This is a genomic window from Methylosinus sp. R-45379 (genome assembly GCF_001644125.1).
Lineage (GTDB): Bacteria > Pseudomonadota > Alphaproteobacteria > Rhizobiales > Beijerinckiaceae > Methylosinus.
In genome coordinates this window covers 53,525-75,166 of sequence record NZ_LUUM01000291.1, presented here as the reverse complement: position 1 = coordinate 75,166, position 21,642 = coordinate 53,525, and the positions used below count along the sequence as shown (strand labels likewise).

General features: G+C 66.8%; 18 protein-coding genes. 12 read left to right on the top strand and 6 right to left on the bottom strand.

Annotated elements, in window-relative coordinates:
• Positions 1-42: 42 nt before the first annotated feature.
• Positions 43-1,275: a hypothetical protein gene (locus tag A1351_RS20760; protein WP_026600083.1), complete on the top strand. Its 1,233-nt coding sequence runs from the start codon at positions 43-45 to the stop codon at positions 1,273-1,275.
• 10 nt (positions 1,276-1,285) lie between these two features.
• Here A1351_RS20760 and A1351_RS20755 read toward each other — a convergent pair whose 3' ends face one another.
• The 3 genes from A1351_RS20755 to A1351_RS20745 form a co-directional block, all read right to left on the bottom strand.
• On the bottom strand, positions 1,286-1,588 hold the full coding sequence (locus A1351_RS20755) for a hypothetical protein (RefSeq protein WP_036291361.1): 303 nt from the start codon (positions 1,586-1,588) through the stop codon (positions 1,286-1,288).
• Positions 1,589-1,739: 151 nt separating this feature from the next.
• Positions 1,740-2,066, bottom strand: coding sequence for a hypothetical protein (locus tag A1351_RS20750; RefSeq protein ID WP_245275845.1), 327 nt, complete (start codon positions 2,064-2,066; stop codon positions 1,740-1,742).
• Positions 2,067-2,228: 162 nt separating this feature from the next.
• Positions 2,229-4,931: a sensor histidine kinase KdpD gene (locus A1351_RS20745; protein ID WP_064033800.1), complete on the bottom strand. Its 2,703-nt coding sequence runs from the start codon at positions 4,929-4,931 to the stop codon at positions 2,229-2,231.
• A 199-nt stretch (positions 4,932-5,130) separates the two neighbouring features.
• On the opposite strand from A1351_RS20745, the gene A1351_RS20740 reads away from it, so the two are divergent.
• The 5 genes from A1351_RS20740 to A1351_RS20720 all read left to right on the top strand — a co-directional run bounded on the left by A1351_RS20740 (position 5,131) and on the right by A1351_RS20720 (position 10,396).
• Positions 5,131-5,352 (top strand): hypothetical protein, encoded by a 222-nt coding sequence (locus A1351_RS20740; protein ID WP_024878595.1) that lies wholly within the window; start codon positions 5,131-5,133, stop codon positions 5,350-5,352.
• A gap of 95 nt (positions 5,353-5,447) precedes the next feature.
• Entirely contained in the window at positions 5,448-6,722 is a 1,275-nt protein-coding gene (purD, locus tag A1351_RS20735; RefSeq protein ID WP_024878594.1) for a phosphoribosylamine--glycine ligase, read from the top strand.
• 28 nt (positions 6,723-6,750) lie between these two features.
• A complete protein-coding gene (locus A1351_RS20730; protein ID WP_024878593.1) occupies positions 6,751-7,560 on the top strand; it encodes a class I SAM-dependent methyltransferase in 810 nt (269 codons plus the stop codon).
• A gap of 58 nt (positions 7,561-7,618) precedes the next feature.
• Positions 7,619-8,026 (top strand): hypothetical protein, encoded by a 408-nt coding sequence (locus A1351_RS20725; RefSeq protein WP_024878592.1) that lies wholly within the window; start codon positions 7,619-7,621, stop codon positions 8,024-8,026.
• A gap of 75 nt (positions 8,027-8,101) precedes the next feature.
• Positions 8,102-10,396 carry a TonB-dependent receptor gene (locus tag A1351_RS20720; RefSeq protein ID WP_245291696.1) on the top strand — a complete coding sequence of 765 codons (2,295 nt, stop codon included), beginning with the start codon at positions 8,102-8,104 and terminating at the stop codon, positions 10,394-10,396.
• Between the two features lie 49 nt (positions 10,397-10,445).
• On the opposite strand, the gene A1351_RS20715 is transcribed toward A1351_RS20720, so the two are convergent.
• Positions 10,446-10,943, bottom strand: a complete 498-nt coding sequence (locus tag A1351_RS20715; protein WP_064033798.1) for a PaaI family thioesterase — start codon at positions 10,941-10,943, stop codon at positions 10,446-10,448.
• 75 nt (positions 10,944-11,018) lie between these two features.
• Here A1351_RS20715 and A1351_RS20710 point away from each other — a divergent pair, with 75 nt between their 5' ends.
• From A1351_RS20710 to A1351_RS20680, 6 genes are all read left to right on the top strand, one after another.
• Positions 11,019-11,516 (top strand): helix-turn-helix domain-containing protein, encoded by a 498-nt coding sequence (locus tag A1351_RS20710; RefSeq protein WP_064033797.1) that lies wholly within the window; start codon positions 11,019-11,021, stop codon positions 11,514-11,516.
• 302 nt (positions 11,517-11,818) lie between these two features.
• Complete coding sequence (locus A1351_RS20700; RefSeq protein WP_024878587.1) at positions 11,819-12,814, top strand: TonB family protein; 996 nt, start codon at positions 11,819-11,821, stop codon at positions 12,812-12,814.
• A 16-nt stretch (positions 12,815-12,830) separates the two neighbouring features.
• Entirely contained in the window at positions 12,831-13,526 is a 696-nt protein-coding gene (locus A1351_RS20695) for an ABC transporter ATP-binding protein (RefSeq protein ID WP_198162459.1), read from the top strand.
• On the top strand, positions 13,523-16,000 hold the full coding sequence (locus A1351_RS20690; RefSeq protein ID WP_064033796.1) for an ABC transporter permease: 2,478 nt from the start codon (positions 13,523-13,525) through the stop codon (positions 15,998-16,000). Before A1351_RS20695 ends, A1351_RS20690 begins: the two co-directional genes overlap by 4 nt.
• Positions 15,990-17,048 (top strand): lipocalin-like domain-containing protein, encoded by a 1,059-nt coding sequence (locus A1351_RS20685; protein ID WP_064033795.1) that lies wholly within the window; start codon positions 15,990-15,992, stop codon positions 17,046-17,048. Before A1351_RS20690 ends, A1351_RS20685 begins: the two co-directional genes overlap by 11 nt.
• Before the next feature lie 133 nt (positions 17,049-17,181).
• Positions 17,182-18,177, top strand: coding sequence for a hypothetical protein (locus A1351_RS20680; RefSeq protein ID WP_024878583.1), 996 nt, complete (start codon positions 17,182-17,184; stop codon positions 18,175-18,177).
• Positions 18,178-18,181: 4 nt separating this feature from the next.
• Here A1351_RS20680 and A1351_RS20675 read toward each other — a convergent pair whose 3' ends face one another.
• Positions 18,182-19,303, bottom strand: coding sequence for an aromatic ring-hydroxylating dioxygenase subunit alpha (locus A1351_RS20675; protein ID WP_024878582.1), 1,122 nt, complete (start codon positions 19,301-19,303; stop codon positions 18,182-18,184).
• A 103-nt stretch (positions 19,304-19,406) separates the two neighbouring features.
• Positions 19,407-21,500, bottom strand: a complete 2,094-nt coding sequence (locus A1351_RS20670; RefSeq protein WP_064033826.1) for a transglycosylase domain-containing protein — start codon at positions 21,498-21,500, stop codon at positions 19,407-19,409.
• Positions 21,501-21,642 lie beyond the last annotated feature (142 nt).

The following is a 21,642-nucleotide window of genomic DNA, read 5'->3' as shown; positions in this document are numbered from 1 at the left end:
GCGCCGCCCTCGGGCGCGCGCCTCACGCCGAACGCCGCCGCCATGCCCAATGTTTCGCGACGCACAATAGATGATCCAGCCGCCGAGGCGGCGCGCCTTTTGGCGCGTCTCAGCATTATGCTGCTGTTCATCATCTCGCAGCTGGCGCCGATCCTGACGCGGCAGACCATCTATATTCTGCTGCCCGTCGGCGCCGCGCTGCTGCTGCTCTCGGCCAGCCTCACGCCGGAGACGCGACGCTTGCGCGAGATCGCCGTGCTGGCGCTGACGCCGACCGCCCTCGCCGCTTTCTTCTTCGTCGGCTGGACGGGATTGTCGCTCGCCTGGACGCCCTTCGGCGCCGGCCCGGCCGAGCGCTACGCCAAGAGCGCCGCGACCTTGGCGCTGGTCGCCGCCGCCTGCGCGCTGCTGCCGGCGCGCACCAAGACGTCCAACCTCAATCTGCTGCCGATCGGCACCGGCGCCGCAGCCGCTGCCCTCGCCGCCGTCGCCCTGCTCTCGGCGAGCGGCGGCGATCAGCCGGTCGATCTCGACAGCAATGCTCTGCAACGCGCCGGACTCGGCCTGGCGCTGGCGATCTGGCCGGCGCTCGGCGCGCTGGCGCTGCGCGGACGCTGGGTGTCGGCCGCCCTTTTCGCTCTCGTCAGCGTCGCCGCCTGCCTGCTGGCGCGCGCGCCCAATGCGCTGCCCGCGCTGATGGCCGGCGCGCTGGCGCTGGCGCTGTCCTTCGGCAAGGCGCGCCGCGCCGGCTCGCTGCTGGCGATCCTCTCGGCGGCGCTGATCCTGCTGGCGCCGCTGGCGCCGATTCTCGTGCATCTCGTCGCGCCCGAGCGTCTGCCGGCTTTCGCCGCCCCGCTCGAGACCTGGGGCCGGATCATCGCCAATGATGGGCCACGGCTCTTCATCGGCCATGGCTTCGGCGCGGCGGTGTTCGGCGTCGCCGGCCATTATCTCTACCCGGACACGCCGCGCAGCCTGCTGTTTCAGGTTTGGTTCGATCTCGGCATTCTCGGCGCGCTCGGCCTCGCCGCCGTCGTCGCCCGCGCCTTTTATGTCATCGGACGGACGCGGCCGGTGCTCGCGCCGTTCCTGCTCGGCGGCTTGGCGACGGGTCTGACGATCTGCGTGCTGGGCCCGGCGGCCGAGCAGCTCTGGTGGCTGACGCTCGCCGGCCTCAACGCCATTGCCTACGCTCTGGTGCTGAAGGGGCAGTTCCGCACGCGCCGCCCGCGCCTCGAGCCCAATGGCGGAATGGGGCGCCTCGTCGTCCGATGAAGTTCGTCTCTTATTGCGGGCAGGCGATTCCGCGGGCGACGCTGACCTGACCGTCCGAGCCTTCGACGCGGGTGACGGCGAGCACGCAATCCTCGTCATCGGCGCCATAGGCGCGACCGATCAGTATCGCCGGACCATCGCCGAAGGGACGCAGCGCCGTCACGCTGTCGCCGAGCGTCGCTTTCGTAATTGACGATGGCGCGGCCAGAGCCTCGAAACGCGCGCCGAGCGACGGCGTGGCGGCGACAGACGCGCCGAAGCTGGCCGCGACCGTCACGGCGAGAAGGATTCGCGAATTTTTCGATAGGCCCATGATTCGACGCTCCCGGCGAAGGGCCGACTGGAGCGAGGAATTCTCCCCGAAGCGTCGGCCGCGCCTCTCATTGGCTGTAACGCGGCGACGTCGTCATGGTTGCAGGGACCGTAGAAACCGAAAAGGCGAGGCCGAAGCCTCGCCTTTCGCCTCACTCGCAGACGCGGGTGGGTCGATAGCCGACGACGTCGCCATATTCGTCGAACACCGGGCGACGCTCGCGCCAGCAGCGATAGGGCGGCGGCGCTTCATAGACGGGCGCCGGATAATAGGCCGGCGCGCCATAATAAGGCGGGGGCGGCGGAACCGGACGCGCGGCGCCGCCGGCGAGCGCGCCCAGCGCGAAGCCGCCGATGCCCGCGGCGATGGCCGCGCCCGGATCGCCCGCAGCGGCCGGCGCGGCCGTCACGATCGGCGCGACGCCGAGGCCGAGCGCGACGAGAGCGCCCGCGATTTTTCGTGCCGAAATCTCCCTCATGACTCTCTCCATCACCCTCCGGGGCGGCGCTCGGACGGCCTGTCCCCGAGTCACGCCGCCAGCCGCGCGCCGAGCGCGTCGATGAAAGCCAGAAAACGTAAATGAACGGCGAAAACGTGGCCGTCACGCTCGCGCTTTTTCAAATTTCGGCGAGTGATGCGTTCACGCCACAGCGTCGCGGCGCGGCTGCTCCGGAATGGGAAAGCGCAGCACGATTCGCGTGCCCTTGCGGCGGATGGCCGGGCTCTGCGCGACGATAGAGCCGCCCATCGCCTCGACGAGGCCGCGGCAGATGGAGAGGCCGAGACCGGTGCCGGCCTTGCGGCCGTCGACGCGCCCGCCGCGGTAGAATTTCTCGAAAATGCGGTCGAGGTCGGCCGGCTTCACGCCCGGCCCTTCGTCGGTCACGGTGAGCAGCAGCTCGGAGCCGTCGCGGCGGGCGTAGACCGAAGCCTGGCCGCCACCGTATTTATGCGCATTGTCCAGTAGGTTGAACACGATCTGCGCCAGCAGGCCGGCGTCGCCGCGAATCGCTGGCAGATCGGGCGCGAGGCTCGCCGAGACCTTCAGCTGCGGAAACTCCTTGCGGCTGCGCTCCATAGCGGCCCGCACGGCGTCGCCGACATCGACGAGCTCGCGGCGCGGCGCCAGCGCGCCCGATTCGATGCGCGACATATCGAGCAGATTGACGACAAAGCGCGACAGACGCGCCGCCTCCTCCTCTATGGACACGAGCAGATCCAGCCGATCCGTATCGGCGAGCCGATCGCCGAGCTGGCGCAGGCTGGTGACGGCGCCGGTGATGGAGGCGAGCGGCGTGCGCAGATCATGCGAGAGCGAGGCGAGCAGCGTGGTGCGCAGGCGCTCATTCTCCTCGAGCGCGGCGGCGCGCACAGATTCGCCGACGAGCAGCGCGCGATCGACGGCGATGGCGGTCTGCTCGAGAATCGCCGTCAGCATTCGCTCATTCTGCGCCGAGGGCGTCTCTTGCGCATTCTTCGGCTCGAGGCCGATCACCGCCACGACGCCGCGCGTCGTCGCCAGCGGACGAAAGGCGAAACGTATGTTGGGCAGCGTGCCGCTGCGCAGTCCCGCCGGCTCGGCGCGCTCAAAGGCCCAGCGCGCGGCGCCCGCCTCCTTCGCGTCCAGCTGGTCGATCGGCGGCCAGGCGGCGGCGATCGTCAGCTCGCCGTCGTCCGGCGCCAGAAGCACCGCGCTCTTCGCGTCGAGCGCCTTTTGCGCATGCATGGCGGCGGCCCACATCACCTCGTCGAGCGAGGCCGCGCTCGACAATTTGCGCGAGAATTCGAATAGCGATTGCGCCGCCTCCGCCCGCGCGCGCATGGCCCGCGATTGCTCGCGCACGCGGCCGGCGAGCGTGCCCGTCACTATGGCGACGAAAGTGTAGACGAGCAGCGACAGAAACTCATGCGCTTGCGAGACGGTGAGCTCATAGCGCGGATCGACGAAAAAGAAATCGAAAGCGAAGAAGGAGAGAATGGAGGCCGCGACCGCCGACCACACGCCGGCGGCGAGCGCGCAGAACACGACGGAGGCGAGAAAGATCATCCCGAGATTGGGAAGATGCAGCCAGACGTCGAGCGGCCATGCGATGAGCGTGGCGCAAGCGACGGAGGCGAGCGTCGCGCCGACGCCGCGCCAGAGCTCGCCATTGGCGGAAAGCGCCTTGCGCGGCCGCGGCTCCTCCTCGGCCTTCGCGCGGCTCTCGGTGATGACCTGCACGGCGATATCGTCCGAGCGCCGCACGATCTCGTCGGTCAGAGATTTGCGCCACAGCCGCGCCAGCAGCCCGGCGCGCGAGCGGCCGACGACGATCTGCGTGATATTCTCGCGCCGCGCGAATCTCAGCGCCTCACCGGCAAGATCATGACCGGAGATGCGCTCGACCGTTCCGCCGAGACGCTCGGCGAGCTGCAATGCTTCGTCGACGCGCCGCGCGCGATCGGCGTCCTGCTCCTCTTCTCCCGCGCGCTCCAGATGCAGCGCGATCCAAGGCGCATTGAGCCCGGTCGCGAGGCGCGCGCCGGCGCGCACGACGAATTCCGACAGACGATCGGAGCCGACGCAGACGAGCAGCCGCTCCGACGTCGCCCATGGCCCTTCGATCGCGCTCTGCCGCAGATAATCGACCATCTGATCGTCGACGCGCTCGGCCGTGCGACGCAGCGCCAGTTCTCGCAACGCCGTGAGATTGCGCGGCGTGAAGAAATTCTGCACGGCGCGGCGCGCCATGTCGGGCACATAGACCTTGCCCTCTTTCAAACGCTGCAGCAGCTCGTCCGGCGTCACATCGACGAGTACGACATCGGCGGCGTCCTGCAGCACGCGATCTGGAACCGTCTCGCGCACGGCGACGCCGGCGATGCGCGAGACGACATCGGCGAGACTCTCGAGATGCTGAATATTGAGCGCGGTCCACACATCGACGCCGGTGTCGAGCAGTTCCTCGACATCCTGCCAGCGCTTCGGGTGGCGGCTGTCCGGCGCATTGGTGTGCGCGAGCTCATCGACGACGATGAGCGCGGGATGACGCGCGAGCGCGGCGTCGACGTCGAACTCCTCGAGCGTGCGGCCGCGATACTCGATCTTGCGGCGCGGCAGAATCTCGAGGCCTTCCGTCAGAGCCTCGGTCTCGCAGCGCCCATGCGTCTCGACGAGGCCGATGACGACATCGACGCCATCGGTCTTCAACGCGCGAGCGCGGGCGAGCATTGCGTAGGTCTTGCCGACGCCCGGCGCCGCGCCGAGAAACACGCGCAGCTTGCCGCGCTTCTCGCGATCGGCGAGCGCGAGCAACGCGTCCGGATCCGGCCGACGTTCGAATTCGCTTCCCGTCTCCGCCATTTTCCTTAAGCTCTCTCGCACGCTGCGTCCTCACAAAATGCGGGAGGCGCGGCGCGCACGCAAGCGCGGACACGGCGAAATTTCGCGCTCACGCCCGATCTTTACGAAGCCCTTATGCGCCTCCCGCAAATCGCGAATGGCTTCCTTACGGCGAGGAGACGCATCGTGCCGCCGTCCGAGCTTGCAAAGGAGACGAGGCATGTTTCAGATCATCAGCGCGGCGATCGCCGGCTCTGCGCTCACTGTCGCCTATGCCGCGGCCTGGCGCATTTATCGAAGCGCATGGGAGCGCAAGGCGACGCCCGCGCTCGTCCGAAGCCCCGCGACCCGTGCAGGGGCGCTCATCCTGCTGCTGCGCCGCCGCCGTCTGATGAAGGCCCGCCACGCCGGCCCGCGCGGCAGAGATCTCGCAAAGGCATAATATCGCAGAGCGCAGGCGGCGCGATGCGCCGCCCTCTTCCGTCCGGAGGCGCGAGGCCCTATTGAAGGGCCGACGTCAATTATCCGGATCACAGGATGAATGTTCTCCTCATCGGCTCCGGCGGCCGCGAGCATGCGATCGCCCGGGCGTTCTCGAAAAGCGCGCTTCTCTCCCGACTCTACGCCGCGCCGGGCAATCCGGGCCTCGCAGAGATAGCGGAGCTCGCGCCTCTCGATGTTTCGGATCACGCCGCCGTCGCGGCCTTCTGCGCGCAAAAGAGCATAGAGCTCGTCGTCGTCGGGCCGGAGCAGCCGCTCGTCGAAGGACTCGCCGATTTCTTGCGCGCGAAGGGCGTCGCCGTTTTCGGCCCGTCCAAGGCCGCGGCGCAGCTCGAAGGCTCGAAGGGATTCGTCAAGGATCTCTGCCGCGCCAACGCCATTCCCACCGCGGACTATCAGCGCTTCGACGATGAGGAGAAAGCGCTCGCCTATTTGCGCGCGAAGGGCGCACCGATCGTGGTGAAGGCCGACGGCCTCGCCGCCGGCAAGGGCGTCGTCGTCGCCGAGACTCTCGAAGAGGCGGAGACGGCGGTCACGGCCATGTTCTCCGGCGCCTTCGGCAAATCGGGCGCGGAAGTCGTCATAGAGGAGAAGCTCGAAGGCGAGGAGGCCTCCTTCTTCGTGATCTGCGACGGAGAGCGAGCGCTGCCTTTCACATCCGCGCAGGATCATAAGCGCGTCGGCGACGGCGACACGGGGCCGAACACGGGCGGAATGGGCGCCTATTCGCCGGCGCCCGCCTTCACGCCGCAGATAGAGGCGCGCGTGATGCGCGAGATCGTCGCGCCGACGCTGCGCGCGATGCGCGAGATGGGCGCGCCGTTTCAAGGCGTGCTTTTCGTCGGGCTGATGCTGACGAAGGATGGACCGAAGCTCATCGAGTTCAATGTGCGCTTCGGCGATCCAGAGACGCAAGTGATGCTGCCGCGCCTCGAGGATGATCTGCTCGCGCTGATGCGCGCCGCCGCCATAGGCGCGCTGCCGGAGAAGCCGCTGCGCTTCTCGCAGCAGACCGCGCTCACCGTGGTGCTGGCGGCGAAAGGCTATCCAGGAACGCCGCTGACGGGCACGGCGATAAAAGGCCTCGCGCGCGCCGGCGAGATCGACGGCGTCATCGTCACCCATGCGGGCACGCGGCGCGAGAGCGACGCGCTCGTCGCCGCCGGCGGACGCGTGCTCAATGTCACGGCGCTCGGCGACACGGCGAGGGCGGCGCAGGCGCTCGCCTATCGCGGCGTCGACGCGATCGACTGGCCCGAGGGATTTTGTCGCCGCGACATAGGCTGGCGCGCGATCGAGCGCGAAACATAAAGCGCAAGACTATTTGCGAGGAGGCCGCATGGACAAGATCGCGCCCAATCTCACCGGCGTGCCGGAAACCATGTTGTGGACGCTGCACAATCGCGCCGGCGAGGCGTTGCGGCCAAACGGACTGCTGCATGATCCTCGGCTCGTCGAAATTTATCGCGCGCTCGACTATGACTATGAGGCGAGCTTCGGCAAGGCGCAGCCCTCGCACGCCAATCGCGCCGTCGTCTTCGACAATGCGCTGCGCGCCTTTTTGGCGGCGCATCCCGATGGCGTGATCGTCAATCTCGGCGAAGGCTTGGAGACCCACAGATTCCGCGTGGCCGATGCGGGCGAGGCGCTGTGGATCACCGTCGATCTGCCGGAGTCGATCGCCATACGCGAGCGCTTCATAAAGCCCGACGCGCGCCATCGCCACGTGGCGCTGAGCGCGCTCGACCGCCGCTGGTTCGACGAGGTTCCGCAAGGACGCCCCGTCTTCATCACGGCGCAAGGGCTGTTCATGTATCTTCCGCCGGAGGAAACCGCATCGCTGCTGCGCGACATGGCGCAGCGCTTTCCGAAAGCCGGCCTCTTGTTCGACCATGTGCCACGCTGGCTCTCGAGAGAAACGCTGAAGGGCCGCAAGCTCACGCCGAATTTCACCATCCCGCCCATGCCCTGGGGCGTCGACCGCAGCGAGATCGCGCCGACATTGCGAAGCTGGGCGGCGATCGAGACGGTGGATCATTTCGACTATCGATTCTATCGCGGATGGCGCGCGCTGCTGTTCGGAGGGCTTTTGCGCCTTGCCTTTTTTCGCGAGCGCATGCCCGCGATCACGCGCGTGACCTTCGCCTGACAAGCTGGCGGGGCGGACGAAGGCTTGACAGTCGTGAGCCGCTGCCGATTATGCCGCAATGATGAAGCAAAGGCGGCGATTCAGCGACCGACGGCTCCCGATTCTCGGGCGCATCGCGGCCCTATTGGCCGTGCTGCTCGCTCTCGTGATGAGCGCCGCGCCGGGCGTCGCCCAACGCGCAGCGCATGCCGACGAGGCGTCGCTCACCGCCGCGACGCAGGAAATCTGCGAGCTCTCTCATCACGCTTCCGACCACGGCGAGGCGCACGCCGGCGCGAGCTGCTGCTGCCTGCAAATCACGGCGCGGCGCGACGCGACAGGCTTCGTCGCAATTCTGCTCGGATTCGTGCAATTCCCCGCTCCCGACGCGCCGTCCTTCGCGGCGCGCTCCGACACGTCTCATCGCGCCGGCGTCGCTCTGCCGACGACGCCCTGGCTCTCGCGCGCGCCGCCTTTCTTCTCCTGATCGGTCCGATGCGGCTTTGCCGCCCCGCCCTTTAGACCCGCGCGCGCTCATCGCCGCGCCAGGAGACAAATCGTCATGACCAGAACCATTCTCTCGCGCGGCGTTTCCGCCGGCGCGCTCCTCATCGCGTCTCTTTCCTCCGCAATGGCGCAGGAGGCGCTGCCCTCCATCGACGTCGCTGGCGAGGGCGCCCCGCGCGACGCGGGACAAAAAGCCGCCGCGCCGGGATTTTCTCCCGAGAAAAAGGCGCTGCCCGTCTATCGCGATCCGACCGGCCAGACTTTCACCACGGTGAAGCGCGAGGATTTCAAGACCTCGCCGCTCGTCACCATCGGCGATCTCGTCGAATACAGCCCCGGCGTCTCCTTCAAGCAGGGCAATGGCCCGCGCGACATGACGCTCTCCATCCGCGGCTCAGGCGCGCGCATCGGCGGCGCCATGCGCAATATCGTGCTGCTCGAGGACGGCTTCACCATGACGCAGCCGGACGGATTCTCGCGCACCGATTCCACCGATCCGCACGCCTATGCCGGCGTCGACGTCTATCGCGGCCCCTCCTCCGCTCTGTTCGGCAATTGGGCCAATGGCGGCGCCATCAATTTCCGCACCCGCACCGGCGCGGAGATCGACGGCGTGGAGACCGGCCATGAGGCCGGCAGCTTCGGCTATCTCACCAATTACACCGCCATCGGCAAGAAATACGGCAATTTCGACATCGCCCTCTTCGCCAGCGACGCACGCGGCGAAGGCTCGACGACGCATACGGAATTCAACACGCAGACGGTGAATCTGAAGGCGAGCTACGAGGCGACGCCGACCGATCGCTTCACCTTCAAATGGGTCCATAATCAGCTCTATGGCAATGTGCCGGCGCGCATGTCGCTCAACCAATTCTATTTCAATCCCTATCAACGCGGCTGCTACGGCCTGCCGACGCCCTCCACCGCGGTCAGCCGCAGCCTCTGCGGACAGACGGCCGTTTTCCTCAACGGAACCAATGGCGCGACGGCGCAGGTCTCCGCGCTGCAATCGGGCTGGCATCGCAACGACCGGCGCGACATGCTGGGCCTGCGCTGGGAGCACGACATAGACGCGCAGACGGTGCTGCGCACGCAGTTCATTTATGACGACAAGGATTTCTATCAGCCGATCGACACGCCGGTCACTTATGGCGACGCGCCCTCGATCAACATATCGACCGATCTCACCCATCACGGCGCGCTGCAGGGCCAGCAGCTCACGAGCAATTTCGCCGCCTGGTACAATCGCACGCGCTTCACCACCTACTCGCAAAATCTGCTCGGCTGGGGCAATGGCGATCTCGGGCCATTGCTCACCAATAAGCAGGAGATCATGCATTCCAATCTCGGCGGCCGTTTCCGCGAGGAGCTCGAGCTTGCGCCGGATGTGACGGGCGTCATCGCCCTGGCGACCGAGATGAGCAAGGTCGCGGCGCTGTCCTCTTCCGTCTCCTATCCCTCTGGCGCGCTGACTACCGTGCCGGCCAATCGCACCTATTGGAATTTCGCGCCGGAAGCCTCGGTGACCTGGCGGCCCGATCGCGAGTGGAAATTCTACGCGCGCGCCTCGAGCGGCTATGGAACGCCGCAATATGGCTTCCTCTTCGTCAATCAGCAGGGGCTTGACGGCAATAACACAGGCCTCAAATCGCAGCGCAACTCGGGCTTCGACGCCGGCTTCGACTGGACGCCGACGGAGACTCTCAAAGTCACGCTCAACGGCTTCTACGAATGGTATCAGAACGAGATGCTGACGCAGTCGCCGGGCAATGGCCTCAAGAACTACACCTATAATGCGCCGGGCTCGGCCCATCGCGGCGCGGAGTTCCTGCTCGACTGGCGGCCTTTCGACGGATGGCGGCTGCTCGCCAATTACTCCTACAATAATCAGATCTTCACGAGCTTCACCGAGCAGCGCGGGCCGAGCTCTTACTTCAACCGCGCCGGCTATAAAATCCCCGGCGTCGCTCCGCATGAGCTGACGACGCGCATCGGCTACGATATTCCGCAAGGCGACTTCAAAGGCGTCGGCGCCTATTTGGAATATGTGCTGAAGAGCTCCTATTTTATCGACAATGGCAATCAGCTCACCATTCCGGGCTATGGCCTCGTCAATCTCAATCTGCATTATGATCGCGACGTCTCGATCGGCTTTCTGAAGAACATCACCGCCTTCGTCGAAGTGCGCAATGTGTTCGACCGGACCTATGTCGCATCGGCGACGGTGATCTCCAACTCGCTCACTTCGGGATTTCAAAATCCCGGCTTCGTGCTCGCGCAAAATTCGACCGGCTCGATCTATGCGGGCCAGCCGCGCGCGATACAGGGCGGCGTGAAGTTCAAGTTCTGAAAGAGCGGCGGCGGGAGAGGCGCGACCGCGCCACTCCCCTGCCCGCTCATCATCCGCTGGGCGAGCGGCCGACGGCGAAGATCATGCAGGTCGTCGTCGCATGGGCGAGCAGGCGCTCGCGCGCGTCATAGAGCCGCGCCTCCGCCGTGGCGATGCTGCGGCCTTGGTGCAGCACCTTTCCCTCGGCGCGGATCTCGGCGTCGGCCGAGACCGCGCGGGTGAAATTCACCTTCAGCTCGAGCGTCGTGTAGAGCTGGCCCGGCGGCAGCGTCGTATGCACGGCGCAGCTCATCGTGGAATCGAGCAGCGCCGAGATATAGCCTCCATGAACCGTTCCGAGCGGATTATAATGTCGCTCGTCCGGCGTCGCCGCGAAGACGACGCGCCCACTCTCGATCTCGACGGGACGAAAGGCGAAAAGGAGCATGATCGGCGGCACGGGCAAGGAACCTTCGCCCATGGCTCTCACGACTTCCAATCCGCTCATCGATCGCAGGCGCTCCAGCGGCAAGGCTCCCGCGACATGGGTCTGCGTTTCGTCGGACATGAGGCGATCTCCTCTGGCCTTTCGAAACTGAGGCAATATTTAGTTTCGTCAAGATACTAAATAAACGGCGAAGCGATGAGAAACAATCAATTCCCCTCCCAGACCTGCTCAGTGGCGCGCGCGCTGGAGATCGTCGGCGAATGGTGGACGCTGCTGATCATCCGCGAGGCGTTTTTCGGCGCGCGCCGATTCGGCGAGTTCGAGCGCAATCTCGGCGTCGCCAAGAATGTGCTGAGCGATCGGCTGTCCAAGCTGGTCGCCTGCGGCGTGATGGAGCGCATCGACGTGCCGGGACGCGGCAATCCACGCGACTATCGCCTCACCGAGAAGGGTCGCGATCTGTTCCCGGTTCTGGTGGCGCTGATGCAATGGGGCGACCGCTGGGCGGCGGCGGCGGGACCGCCGCTGCGCCTGCTGGACCCGGCGACCGGCGCGGAGATCGCCCCGCTGCGCGTGACCGGCTCGAGCGGCGCCGCGCTGGAGCCGCAGGAGCTGCTGATCGCCCCCGGCCCCGGCGCGGATGAGAAGGTGCGCCGCCGTTTTCCGCCGGCTTCGGAAATACTCCCGAGATGACGCGCGCCGCCGCGCCCGCTATTCTCGCTGCGGCGCAACGAACGCCCCCATTCGAGCGGCGGAGCCGGCTCGAACGGGGGTTGAACCTGCCGCCGGTTTCGTGTGAATGCTCTCTCGTCTCTTCTGGATCGCCGGCTCGATGACGCGCAGCTTTTTCATTGTCGCGCCCGGCGTCGCCGGAACATCTCGCGGAACGGAGGCGCGCGGCGCGTCCATCCTCGCAGAATCGCGCCTTTCAGGCTCGAGCGCGAAGCTCTCGCCGTCGTTTTTCCGCAATGCGGCGTTCGAATGTCGCTTCTGACATGAGCTTGAGAGCGGACCCGGCCGAACGTCTGACAACGCCGCCCGCGAGCGAGGCGCCTGCGAAGCGCCGGCTCGCGCCCATCATCCTGTCCGCGCTCATTCATATTCTGGTCCTGGCGGCATTTCTGCTCGAGCAATTGCTGCTGTCGAGCGAGAGCCCGACCACAGAGCAGGAAATTCCGCTGGAGGTGGTCGCGGAGGCGCCGCAGCCTCCGCCGCCGCAGGAACCGCCGCCGCCGGAGCCCGAGAAGGAGGAGCCGAAGCCGGAGGAGAAGCAAAAGCAGAAGCCGCCGCCGCCGCAAAAGCTCGTCGATGACGAGAAGCCGGCCTTCGACGCGCCGCGCGCGCCGAACCAGGAGAAGGCCGATCGCGACGCGCCGGATCAGGAGACCAAATCCGCCCGCCGCGAGCCGCCGAACGAGCAGCACGCCGCCAAGCCCGCGCAGGAGAAATCCGCCGATCCGCAAAAGCAGCAGGCGGCCAAAGCCGAGCCCGCGCCGGCCGCCCCCAAGGCGGAGGAGGACAAGGCCGACGCCGAGATCGTCGAGCAGGCGGAGCCGCAAAAGGAAGCGCGGGTCGACGACAAGCAGGGCGAGGTCGAGATCAAGGCCTCGCCGGAGCCCAAGCCCAAATCCATCGCCGATCAGCTCGCCTCGCTGGAGCCGCTGCCGGACTTCAAGCTCTCCGGCTCCTCCAAGCCGGCGCCGGTCAGCGGCGGCACGGCGAAGACCACCTATCTCTCCGTGCTCTTCGGCCTCATCATGCGGCATATGAATGTGCCGCCGTCGCTGCGCAACAAGACGACGCCCAATCACGGCGTCGTCGTGTTCTTCATCGACGAGGGCGGGCATGTGACGCATCAGGCGGTCTATCGCTCGAGCGGCTTCGCCGAGCTCGACAACGCCGCTCTCGCCGCCGTGCGCCGCGCCGCGCCTTTCCCCGCGCCGCCCTACGGCCATCCGCGCGGCATTCAATTCCACTTCGATCCGAAATGAGGGCGTTTTGAGCGTGATGTCGGCGCCCGCGCGTGATGCGGCAGTAGAGGGCGCGCTGCTGCGCGTGACGGGGCTTTCGAAATCCTATCTCGGACCGCAGGGTCCTCTGCCCGTGCTGCGCGGCGTCGATCTCGCGCTCAGCGCCGGCGAGAGCCTCGCGCTGATGGGCGAGTCGGGCAGCGGCAAGAGCACGCTGCTGCATCTCGTCGCCGGGCTCGACCATGCCGATGGCGGTGCCATTCACATCGACGATGCGGAAGTGACGAAGCTCGACGACGAAGGCCGCGCGGCGCTGCGCCGCAAGACACTCGGCGTCGTGTTTCAGCAGTTCAATCTCGTGCCGAGCCTCACCGTCGGCGATAATCTCTCTCTGCAGGCGCGGCTCGCCGGGCGTTACGATCGCGATTGGCGCGACGCGCTCGCGGAGCGTCTCGGCCTCTCCGCTCTGCTCGATCGCTATCCCGAGCAATTGTCGGGCGGGCAACAGCAGCGCGTCGCCGTCGGCCGCGCGCTGGCGCCGCGCCCGCGCCTCTTGCTCGCCGACGAGCCGACCGGCAATCTGGATGAAGCCACAGGCGACGCCGTGCTCAATCTTCTGCTCGAGCTCTCCGCCACGGCGGGCGCGGCGGTGCTGATGGTCACGCATAGCGCGCGGCTCGCTGCGCGGCTCGACCGTCGCGCCACTCTGGCCGGCGGAAGGCTGGCGCCGTGAAGCAATTCTTCTATACGCTCACCACGCTCACCAGCCATTGGCGGCGACGTCCCGGCCAATTCGCCGCGCTCTTCGTCGGCCTCGCCGTGGCGACGGCGCTGTGGAGCGGCGTCGCGGCGCTGAACGATCAAGCGCGCCGCAGCTATGATCGCGCGGCCGGCGCGCTCGGCCTCGGCGGCTCGCCGAGCCTCGTTGCGGCGAGCGGCGGATTTTTCGCGCAGGACGCTTTCATCGCTCTGCGGCGCGCGGGCTGGAAGGTCTCGCCGATTCTCGAGGGGACGATCCGCCTCGGCGACAAATCCTATCGCCTGCTGGGCGTGGAGCCGCTGACGCTGCCCAAAATCTCCAGCAATAAAATGCCGGAGGGCGACGATCTGAATGATTTCCTCGGCCCGCCCGGCCGCGCGCTGATCGCGCCGCAGACATTGCGCGCGCTCGGCCTCATGGAAGGCGCGACGCCGACGATCAGTGAAGCGGATCGCCTGCCGCCGCTCGCCATCGCCAGAGATCTCGCGCCGGGGATGGTCGTCGTCGACATCGGCGCCGCGCAGAGGCTGCTGCATCGGCCGGGGCGCCTGTCGCGCCTGCTGCTCGCCGAGGAACCTACTGCGGACGCGCCCACGCTCGAATCCGTCATCGGCGAAACGCTGCGCCGCGTGGAGGCAGATGAGGCGCCGGAGCTCGCCAAGCTCACCGAGAGCTTTCATCTCAACCTCACCGCCTTCGGCCTTTTGGCCTATGTGGTGGGCCTGTTCATCGCACATGCGTCTTTCGGCCTCGCCTTCGAGCAGCGCCTGCCGATCATCCGCACGCTGCGCGCCATCGGCGCCTCCTTGCGTGCGCTCTCATTGGCGCTGGTCGCGGAGCTGACGCTGCTCGCCCTGCTCGCCGGCGCTGCGGGAATGGCCGGCGGCTATCTCATCGCCGCCGCGCTGCTGCCCAACATGGCCGCCAGCCTCGAGGGACTCTATGGCGCCGAGCTCGACGGCGCGCTCGGCCTCGCGCCTTCCTGGTGGCTATCCGGCATCGGCATGGCGCTGATCGGCGCCGCGATCGCCGCGGCGAGCGGGCTGGTCAAGACTCTGCGCCTGCCCGTGCTCGCCATCGCGCAGCCTTTCGCCTGGCGCGAGGCGCAGCGACATTGGCTCTACCGCCAGGCCGCGCTCGCAGTACTCGCTCTCATGGGCGCGGCGGCGGCGCTGCTCTTCGGCGAGGGGATGGAGGCGGGCTTCGCCTCCATGGCCGGGCTGTTGCTCGGCGCCGCGCTCGCATTGCCGCTGCCGCTCGCCGCAATGCTGCGGCTCGGCGAAAGACGCGCGCGCGGACCGCTCGCCAAATGGTTCTTCGCCGATGCGCTGCAGCAGCTTCCCGGCCTCTCGCTGGCGCTGATGGCGCTGCTGCTCGCCCTCTCCACCAATATAGGCGTCGGCTCCATGGTGGAGGGCTTTCGCCGGACATTCACGCAATGGCTCGACGAGCGCCTCGTCGCGGAAATCTATTTCGAGGCCGCGAGCGATAAAGACGCGCGGCGCATAGCGACATGGCTCTCCCATCGCGAGGATGTCGCCGCCGTTCTGCCGCTGTGCAAGGCGAAAACGGCCATCCGCTCCACGCCCGGAAGTTCTTGGCCCGTCGAGATCGTCGGCGCGCCGCCGCATGAGACCTTCAGCGCGCATTTTCCGTTGCTCGAAGCGCACGCCGACGCGTGGAACAGCATCGCACGCGGCGATTCCGCGCTCATCAGCGAGCAGCTCGCGCGGCGTCTTCGCCTCGCGCTCGGCTCGACCTTGGAGATACCGACGCCGACCGGCGATTGGCGCGTCGAGATCGTCGGAATCTATCCCGATTACGGCGCCGCCAAAGGCCAGCTCCGCGTCGATCACGACGCGCTCTCGTCGCGCTGGCCGGACGCGCGCCGGCTCGACTATATGCTACGCGCGCGCTCGGAGACTGCGCCGGAGATCATGCTCGCGCTGCAAGCGGAATTTGGCGCGGGCGTCGCGCGCATCATCGATCAGGCGGCGCTGAAGCAGCGTTCGACGGACATATTCGAGCGCACATTCGCCGTCACCGCCGCGCTCGACGCGCTGACGCTCGTCGTCTCGGCGATCGCACTTTTCGCCAGCCTCACCACGCTCGCCGCCGCGCGCGTCCCGCAGCTCGCGCCGCTGTGGGCGGCGGGCGTCTCGCGGCGCAGCCTCGCTCTGCTGGAACTCGCGCGCGTCACGCTGTTTGCGGCCGCGACGGCGCTCGTCTCCGTGCCGCTCGGCCTCGCTCTCGCTTATGATCTCGTCGCCATCGTCAATGTGCGCGCTTTCGGCTGGCGCCTGCCCTTTCATATTTTTCCGTCGCAATGGCTCGAGGTCTTCGCGCTGGCGCTGCTCACTGCCGCGCTAGCCGCGCTCTTGCCCATTCGCCGTCTCGCGCGCATCGCGCCGGCGTCCCTGCTCGCGGTCTTCGCCAATGAACGCTGAAGCGCTGCGCGCCCTTCTCCTCGCTCTGGCGCTTCTTTCCGCCGCGTCGGCGCGCGCCGCCGGATTCGCCGGTCTCGGCGACGAGGCGCAGGGCTTCGCCGAGCCGCAGCCGGGCCATACGCTCGTCTTTCCGCGCGATCATGGCGCGCATCCAGAGTTTCGCATCGAATGGTGGTATCTCACCGCCAATCTGACGGATGAGACAGGCAAAGCCTATGGCGCGCAATGGACCTTGTTCCGCCACGCGCGCGCGCCGCATGGCGGCGAAGGCTGGGACAGCCCGCAAGCTTTCGTCGCGCATGCCGCCGTCACGACCGATGCGCTGCATCTCTTCGCCGAGACGCGCGCACGCGGCGGCGTCGGACAGGCGGGCGTCACAGCGGCGCCATTCCGCGCCTTTATCGACAATTGGTCCTTTTCCGCGACGGAGCCCAATCTCTCCGGCGGAACCATCTCCGCAATCGCGCCGCGCTTTCGCTACACGCTCGCGCTCACCGCCGAAGAGCCGCTCGCTCTGCATGGCGAAGCAGGCTTCAGCCGCAAATCGGAGAGCGGACAGGCTTCATATTATTACAGCCAGCCCTTCTTCAGCGTCGAAGGCGCGCTCGCCATAGACGGCGCCGAGCGCAAGGTGAAGGGCCGCGCCTGGATGGATCACGAATGGAGCAGCCGGCCGCTCTCAGCGGATCAGAAAGGCTGGGACTGGTTCTCGCTGCATCTCGACAGCGGCGGCGAGCTGATGCTCTTCCGTCTGCGCAGCGACAAGACGCTTCCCTTTCTCTCGGGAAGCTTCATCACAGCCGATGGCGCGACGCGCATGCTCACGCGCGACGATATTTTCCTCGAGCCGCTGGAGCAGGGCCTCGTCGCCGGTCGCCTGCTGCCCCTGCGCTGGCGCGTGCGCGTGGCGAGCCTGCATCTCGACATAGAGACGAAGCCCCTCAATTCGCAGAGCTTCATGGGCGTCGGCGTCGGCTATTTCGAAGGGCCGATCTCCTTCGCCGGCGCGCAGAGCGGCGTCGGCTATCTCGAGATGACGGGATACTGACGGTTCGGTCTCGCTTCGCCGCCGAAGCTTGATCCGAATGTCATCGGCGCTATCCATACTGGGATGCTTTCTTCTGACGCAAGGCTTGCGCTGGACCCGTTCCGGCGACGCTCCGCCGAGGGGATTTCCCACCATGTATCTGTCGCCGACCTTTTTCCTCGATCTCGGCCTGCGCACCATCGCGCGCAATCCTTTCTTCAGCCGCGACCGTCCCATCCTCGTCGAAGGCGAGAGCGATTTTCGCTTGCTGGAAGGACAGGAAGGGCTCGTCGTCACGCTCGGGCCGAACACGGCCTTCTTCGATCGTCCCAATCGCTCCGTCTGCCGCTGGCCGGGCGTCAAGACGATCCCGCGCCAGAGCCCGCACGAGATTCCGCCGCGCTCCTTCATCGCCAATGAGGGCAGCGCATTTTTACAAATCTTTTGCGGCGGCGGCGACGTGCGGCTCAACCGCGTCACCACGCTCGCCGATCAGCGGCAGATTCTCCTGTCCGCCGGCGACGGCAATGTCGTCGAGAAGATCGATCTCTCCGAGCTGGCGCGCGACGGCGCGCCGCCGCTGAAGTTTCTGCAGCCCGCCTATCTCTGCTCCTCGGCCGAGGTGGCGATACACTCGACGCCATGCGACGCCGCCACGATGAGCTGGGCGCGCGCGCCCTATGTCTATCGCGCGGAGGAGACGGAGAATGCGGGACGGCAGGCGATTCTCTGCCTCTCCGGCCGCACTATGGTATGGTGCGAGCGACTCGCGCCCGGCGACAGCCGCGATTTCGCGCTCGGCAATGTCATCGCCGCCACGGAAAATATCGACTCCAAGCTACGCCCGACGAGCCTGCGGCACCCCGACGATGCGGAGGCGAATGACGAGGAAACGCCGATCGCCGTCGCACCAAAGCCCGTGCGCACGCGCTTGCGTGAGTTCGCCGAGGCGACAGGCATTTTATTCGAATCGATGCGTGCGCGCGAAGGCTTCCTGGTGTGCGAATTGACCAATCGCTCCGACCGGCCCGCCTATGTCTATGTGCAGCTCAACAAGACCGGCTTCTACGGCGGCTCCGGCTTCGTCGGCTTGATGGTGAAGCTCGTCTCCGCATTCTTTCGAATGTCGCATCTGCCGCTGCGCGCATGACGCCTTACCCGCGATCACGCGCCAATGGCAGGCCATTCTCCACGAGCACGCTGCGCAGATCGAGGATCGCCGGAAATATCTCCTGATTGCGATCCTCGCCCTGCGCGTCGAAGGCCGCCTGCTCCAATTCGCAGATCCAGCGATCTTCCGCGAAAATGCCATTGGTGAACCAGACGATCGCGGGCCAGAAGAGATCGAGCAGGAAGGAATGTTTCGCCGGCCGCTTGATCATGATCATGCCGAAAGTGTGATTGATCTTCTGCGCGCGATCGACAGGAATATAGCAGTTCCACAGATCGAGCGCCGGCTCGCTCGCGCCCGCGGTCCAGAACTTCAGCGTCTGATAGGGATAGTCGGTGCGGATCACCATTCGATCGCCCGGCGGCGTCGCCAGCGCCTCGGCCGAAAGCGGCGCGCGCTTCAAGCGCCATTTGCCGCGATTGAGAATGAAATTCTCGCCGAAGGGCTGCCGACCGCTGACGCGGCGAAAGCTGTAGGTCGCTTCCGCCCAGGCGTCGCCTCTGCGGCTGCCGAGAAAATAGGTCTTGATCCCGCCCATCAGCCGGCGATGCAGAAACTGATGATTCATATCCATCAGATTCTCGTGCATGAAGCTGTAGTGGCAGCCGGCGCGGCGATTGAGATAGCGAATCTTGTAACGGCTGTCGGTCGCCGAGGGCACATCGGGAAAAGGCGTCAGCTCCGCGCGCGCCGCATCGCCCGGAAAGACGAAGACGAGCCCATAGGCCTCCCGGCACGGATAGCTGCGCACGCCGGTTGCGGCGCGGCTACAATCGGTCGCATAGGGCAGCGACACGCAGGCGCCGCTCGCGTCATAGGCCCAGCCATGATAGCCGCAGCGTATCGTCTCCTCCTCGACCACGCCGGCGCTGAGCGGCACTTGCCGATGCGCGCAACAATCCTCGAGCGCGAACACGCCCTGACGCCCGCGCGCCAGCACGATCGGATCGCCGGCGAAAGCGCAGCGATGCGTCTTGCCTTTGCGCACCTCCTCGCTGCGCGCGACGGGATACCAGAAATTCGGATCGAGAGCGGTCTTGCGTATATCGCGGGACATCGCCGCGCCGGCATCCGTCGCCATCATCACTGCCGCGTCGTCAGCCATGCCAGATTCCATCGCCCCGAGATCTCACGCAGCACGCCTCATAATAAAAAAGGCGGCCCGGGTAAACCTCTCGCGCCCATATCGAAAAAGCGAGACGCCTCGCTCATTCGATCGTCACTTCCACGGTGCGGGAGGCGCCGGGCCGCAACGGCAGGCGCGCTTGAATGCGGTGCGTTCCCGGCTGCATGGGCCAATAGACAGGCTGGTCGGCGTCGGCGAGCCGGAACGGCCGGCCGTCCACCATCCAGAGTATCTGCTCCACAGAGCCGGACGCCGATGCACGCAGAGCGAGACGGTTCAGCTCCACCGGCAGCTCTGGATTGCGCCAGACATGCGTTTTATGCTCGGGCGTCGTGATCGCGAGCTCGACATTCTCGTCGCCGCGCGGCGCCGGCCGCGCGGCGATTTCCATTGCGCTGCGCGTCGGCGGCGCCTTCTCTGGCCTCACCCATTCGACCAGCGTCTCGCCGCAGCGTCCGTCGCTGCGTCCGCCGGCGAGACACATTTCCACCGGAACGCGGCCCTGCGGCGGCGGAAAGGATTCCGCCTCTATCTCCCCCGCCTTCGCGCCATGAATGAGCGTCAACGCCGCATGCGCGAGCCGCGCGCTGGATGCGGCGCCGCTCAGCCGATTCATCGCGCCGGCGTCGCCGCGCCCGATCCATACGCCGACGATGACCTTGCGCGAGTAGGCGATGGTCCAGGCGTCGCGATAGGCCTGCGACGTGCCGGTCTTCACCGCAACGGCGAAAGGATATTCGAGCGGCCCATAGCGCGGAAAGCTCGGCAGACGCGCGAGCGGATCGGCCAGCATCGATGTGACGAGCCGCGCCGTGTCGCTCGACATCACGCGAATGGAGCGGCGCCGCTGCTGCTCTTTCGCAAAGAGAAGATCGGAGAGCACGCCATCCTCGGCGAGCGCGCCATAGGCGCGCATCAGATGCTCGAGCCGCGTCGGCAGCGCGCCGATCGCCATGGAGAGGCCGAAGGATTCCGCCGGGGCCTCGAGATCATGCAGGCCGAGATCGTGCAGAAATTGAAAATTGGCCTCGAGCCCGACGCGGCGCATGAGATTGGTCGCCGGCACATTGCGCGAATTGGCGAGCGCCTGGCGCGGCAGCATCGGCCCGAGAAACGCGCCATCGGCGTTGTTGACGCCGGATGCGCCCTCTGGAACATCGGCGACGAGATCGGTCGGCTCGAGCGCGCCGCGCTCGAATGCGAGCGCATAGACGAAAGGCTTCAGCGTCGATCCCGGCGAGCGCAGCGCGCGCGTGAAATCGATCGCGCCATCGCGCCAGTCGCGATAATCGGATGAGCCTATGTCCGCGAGCACAGCGCCCGCGCCGCGCTCCACGACCATGAGCGCGACTTGCCGCGCGCCGGCGGAGCGCCAGAGCGCGAGATAGCGCCGCGAAAGATGCGCGAGCTTGTCCTGCAATGAGAGATCGATGGTCGCGCCGATGCGCGGATCATGCGGCGAGGCCGGCGCGATGAGGCCTTCCCGCGCCAGCGCCTCATAGCGTAGCGAGAGATGCAGCGCATCCGGCCGCCGCGCCGCGCCGATGGGATGCAGCGTCGCGAGCTGCTTTGTCGCGAGCGCGATCTGCGCGGGCTCGACGAGCGTCTCGCGCGACAGATAGGCGAGCGCGCGAGCGGCGCGCGCCCTCGCGAGGACGAGCCCGCTCTCGCGAAAGAGATTCATGCGGCCGGGCGATTGCGGAACAGCGGCCAGCAGAGCGATCTCCGCGAGCGAGAGATCCTCGACCGGCTTGTCGAAATAAAAGCGCGCGGCATGCGCGATTCCATGGCTGCCATTGCCATAGGGCGCGAGCCGCAGATAATGCGCGAGAACCGCCTCGTGACCATGGCGCGCGACGAGCGCGACCGCCGTCGCCGCCTCCGTGATCTTGGCCGAAAAGCTGCGCGGCGCGGGATTTTGCATGCGCGCGACCTGCATGGCGATGGTGGAGGCGCCCTCGCGGCGCTTACGTCCGACAAGATTGCGCCACGCCGCGCGCAGCAGAGCCCGCGCATCGACGCCTCCATGCGAGGCGAAGCGGCGGTCCTCGAGCGCGAGAGTCGCGAGCGCGACCCGCTGCGGAATGTCACGCAATGGCCAATAGCCATAGTCGATCCGCGCAGCGTCACGCGCGCCGATCTGCGTGAGAAAGCCGCCGTTGCGGTCATAGACCATGGGCGTCGGCCGCGGCGCGACGAGCTGCGCGCGCCCGATGGCCGTGCGAACGAAGAAAGCGGAAGGAACGAGTAGCGCAACAATGAAGAAGAAAAATAAGAACAGAGCGGGCGACCTCCTTCTCCCGAAAAGCGGGAGAAAG

Coding starts and splice junctions, on each gene's coding strand:
- A1351_RS20740 (WP_024878595.1), top strand. CDS start 5,131: ATGTTTCAGATCATCAGCGCGGCGATCGCCGGCTCTGCGCTCACTGTC.
- A1351_RS20680 (WP_024878583.1), top strand. CDS start 17,182: ATGTATCTGTCGCCGACCTTTTTCCTCGATCTCGGCCTGCGCACCATC.
- A1351_RS20685 (WP_064033795.1), top strand. CDS start 15,990: ATGAACGCTGAAGCGCTGCGCGCCCTTCTCCTCGCTCTGGCGCTTCTT.
- A1351_RS20730 (WP_024878593.1), top strand. CDS start 6,751: ATGGACAAGATCGCGCCCAATCTCACCGGCGTGCCGGAAACCATGTTG.
- A1351_RS20715 (WP_064033798.1), bottom strand. CDS start 10,943: ATGTCCGACGAAACGCAGACCCATGTCGCGGGAGCCTTGCCGCTGGAG.
- A1351_RS20755 (WP_036291361.1), bottom strand. CDS start 1,588: ATGGGCCTATCGAAAAATTCGCGAATCCTTCTCGCCGTGACGGTCGCG.
- A1351_RS20745 (WP_064033800.1), bottom strand. CDS start 4,931: ATGGCGGAGACGGGAAGCGAATTCGAACGTCGGCCGGATCCGGACGCG.
- A1351_RS20760 (WP_026600083.1), top strand. CDS start 43: ATGCCCAATGTTTCGCGACGCACAATAGATGATCCAGCCGCCGAGGCG.
- A1351_RS20725 (WP_024878592.1), top strand. CDS start 7,619: ATGATGAAGCAAAGGCGGCGATTCAGCGACCGACGGCTCCCGATTCTC.
- A1351_RS20720 (WP_245291696.1), top strand. CDS start 8,102: ATGACCAGAACCATTCTCTCGCGCGGCGTTTCCGCCGGCGCGCTCCTC.
- A1351_RS20700 (WP_024878587.1), top strand. CDS start 11,819: ATGAGCTTGAGAGCGGACCCGGCCGAACGTCTGACAACGCCGCCCGCG.
- A1351_RS20695 (WP_198162459.1), top strand. CDS start 12,831: ATGTCGGCGCCCGCGCGTGATGCGGCAGTAGAGGGCGCGCTGCTGCGC.
- A1351_RS20670 (WP_064033826.1), bottom strand. CDS start 21,500: ATGGTCTATGACCGCAACGGCGGCTTTCTCACGCAGATCGGCGCGCGT.
- A1351_RS20710 (WP_064033797.1), top strand. CDS start 11,019: ATGAGAAACAATCAATTCCCCTCCCAGACCTGCTCAGTGGCGCGCGCG.
- purD (WP_024878594.1), top strand. CDS start 5,448: ATGAATGTTCTCCTCATCGGCTCCGGCGGCCGCGAGCATGCGATCGCC.
- A1351_RS20675 (WP_024878582.1), bottom strand. CDS start 19,303: ATGGCTGACGACGCGGCAGTGATGATGGCGACGGATGCCGGCGCGGCG.
- A1351_RS20750 (WP_245275845.1), bottom strand. CDS start 2,066: ATGAGGGAGATTTCGGCACGAAAAATCGCGGGCGCTCTCGTCGCGCTC.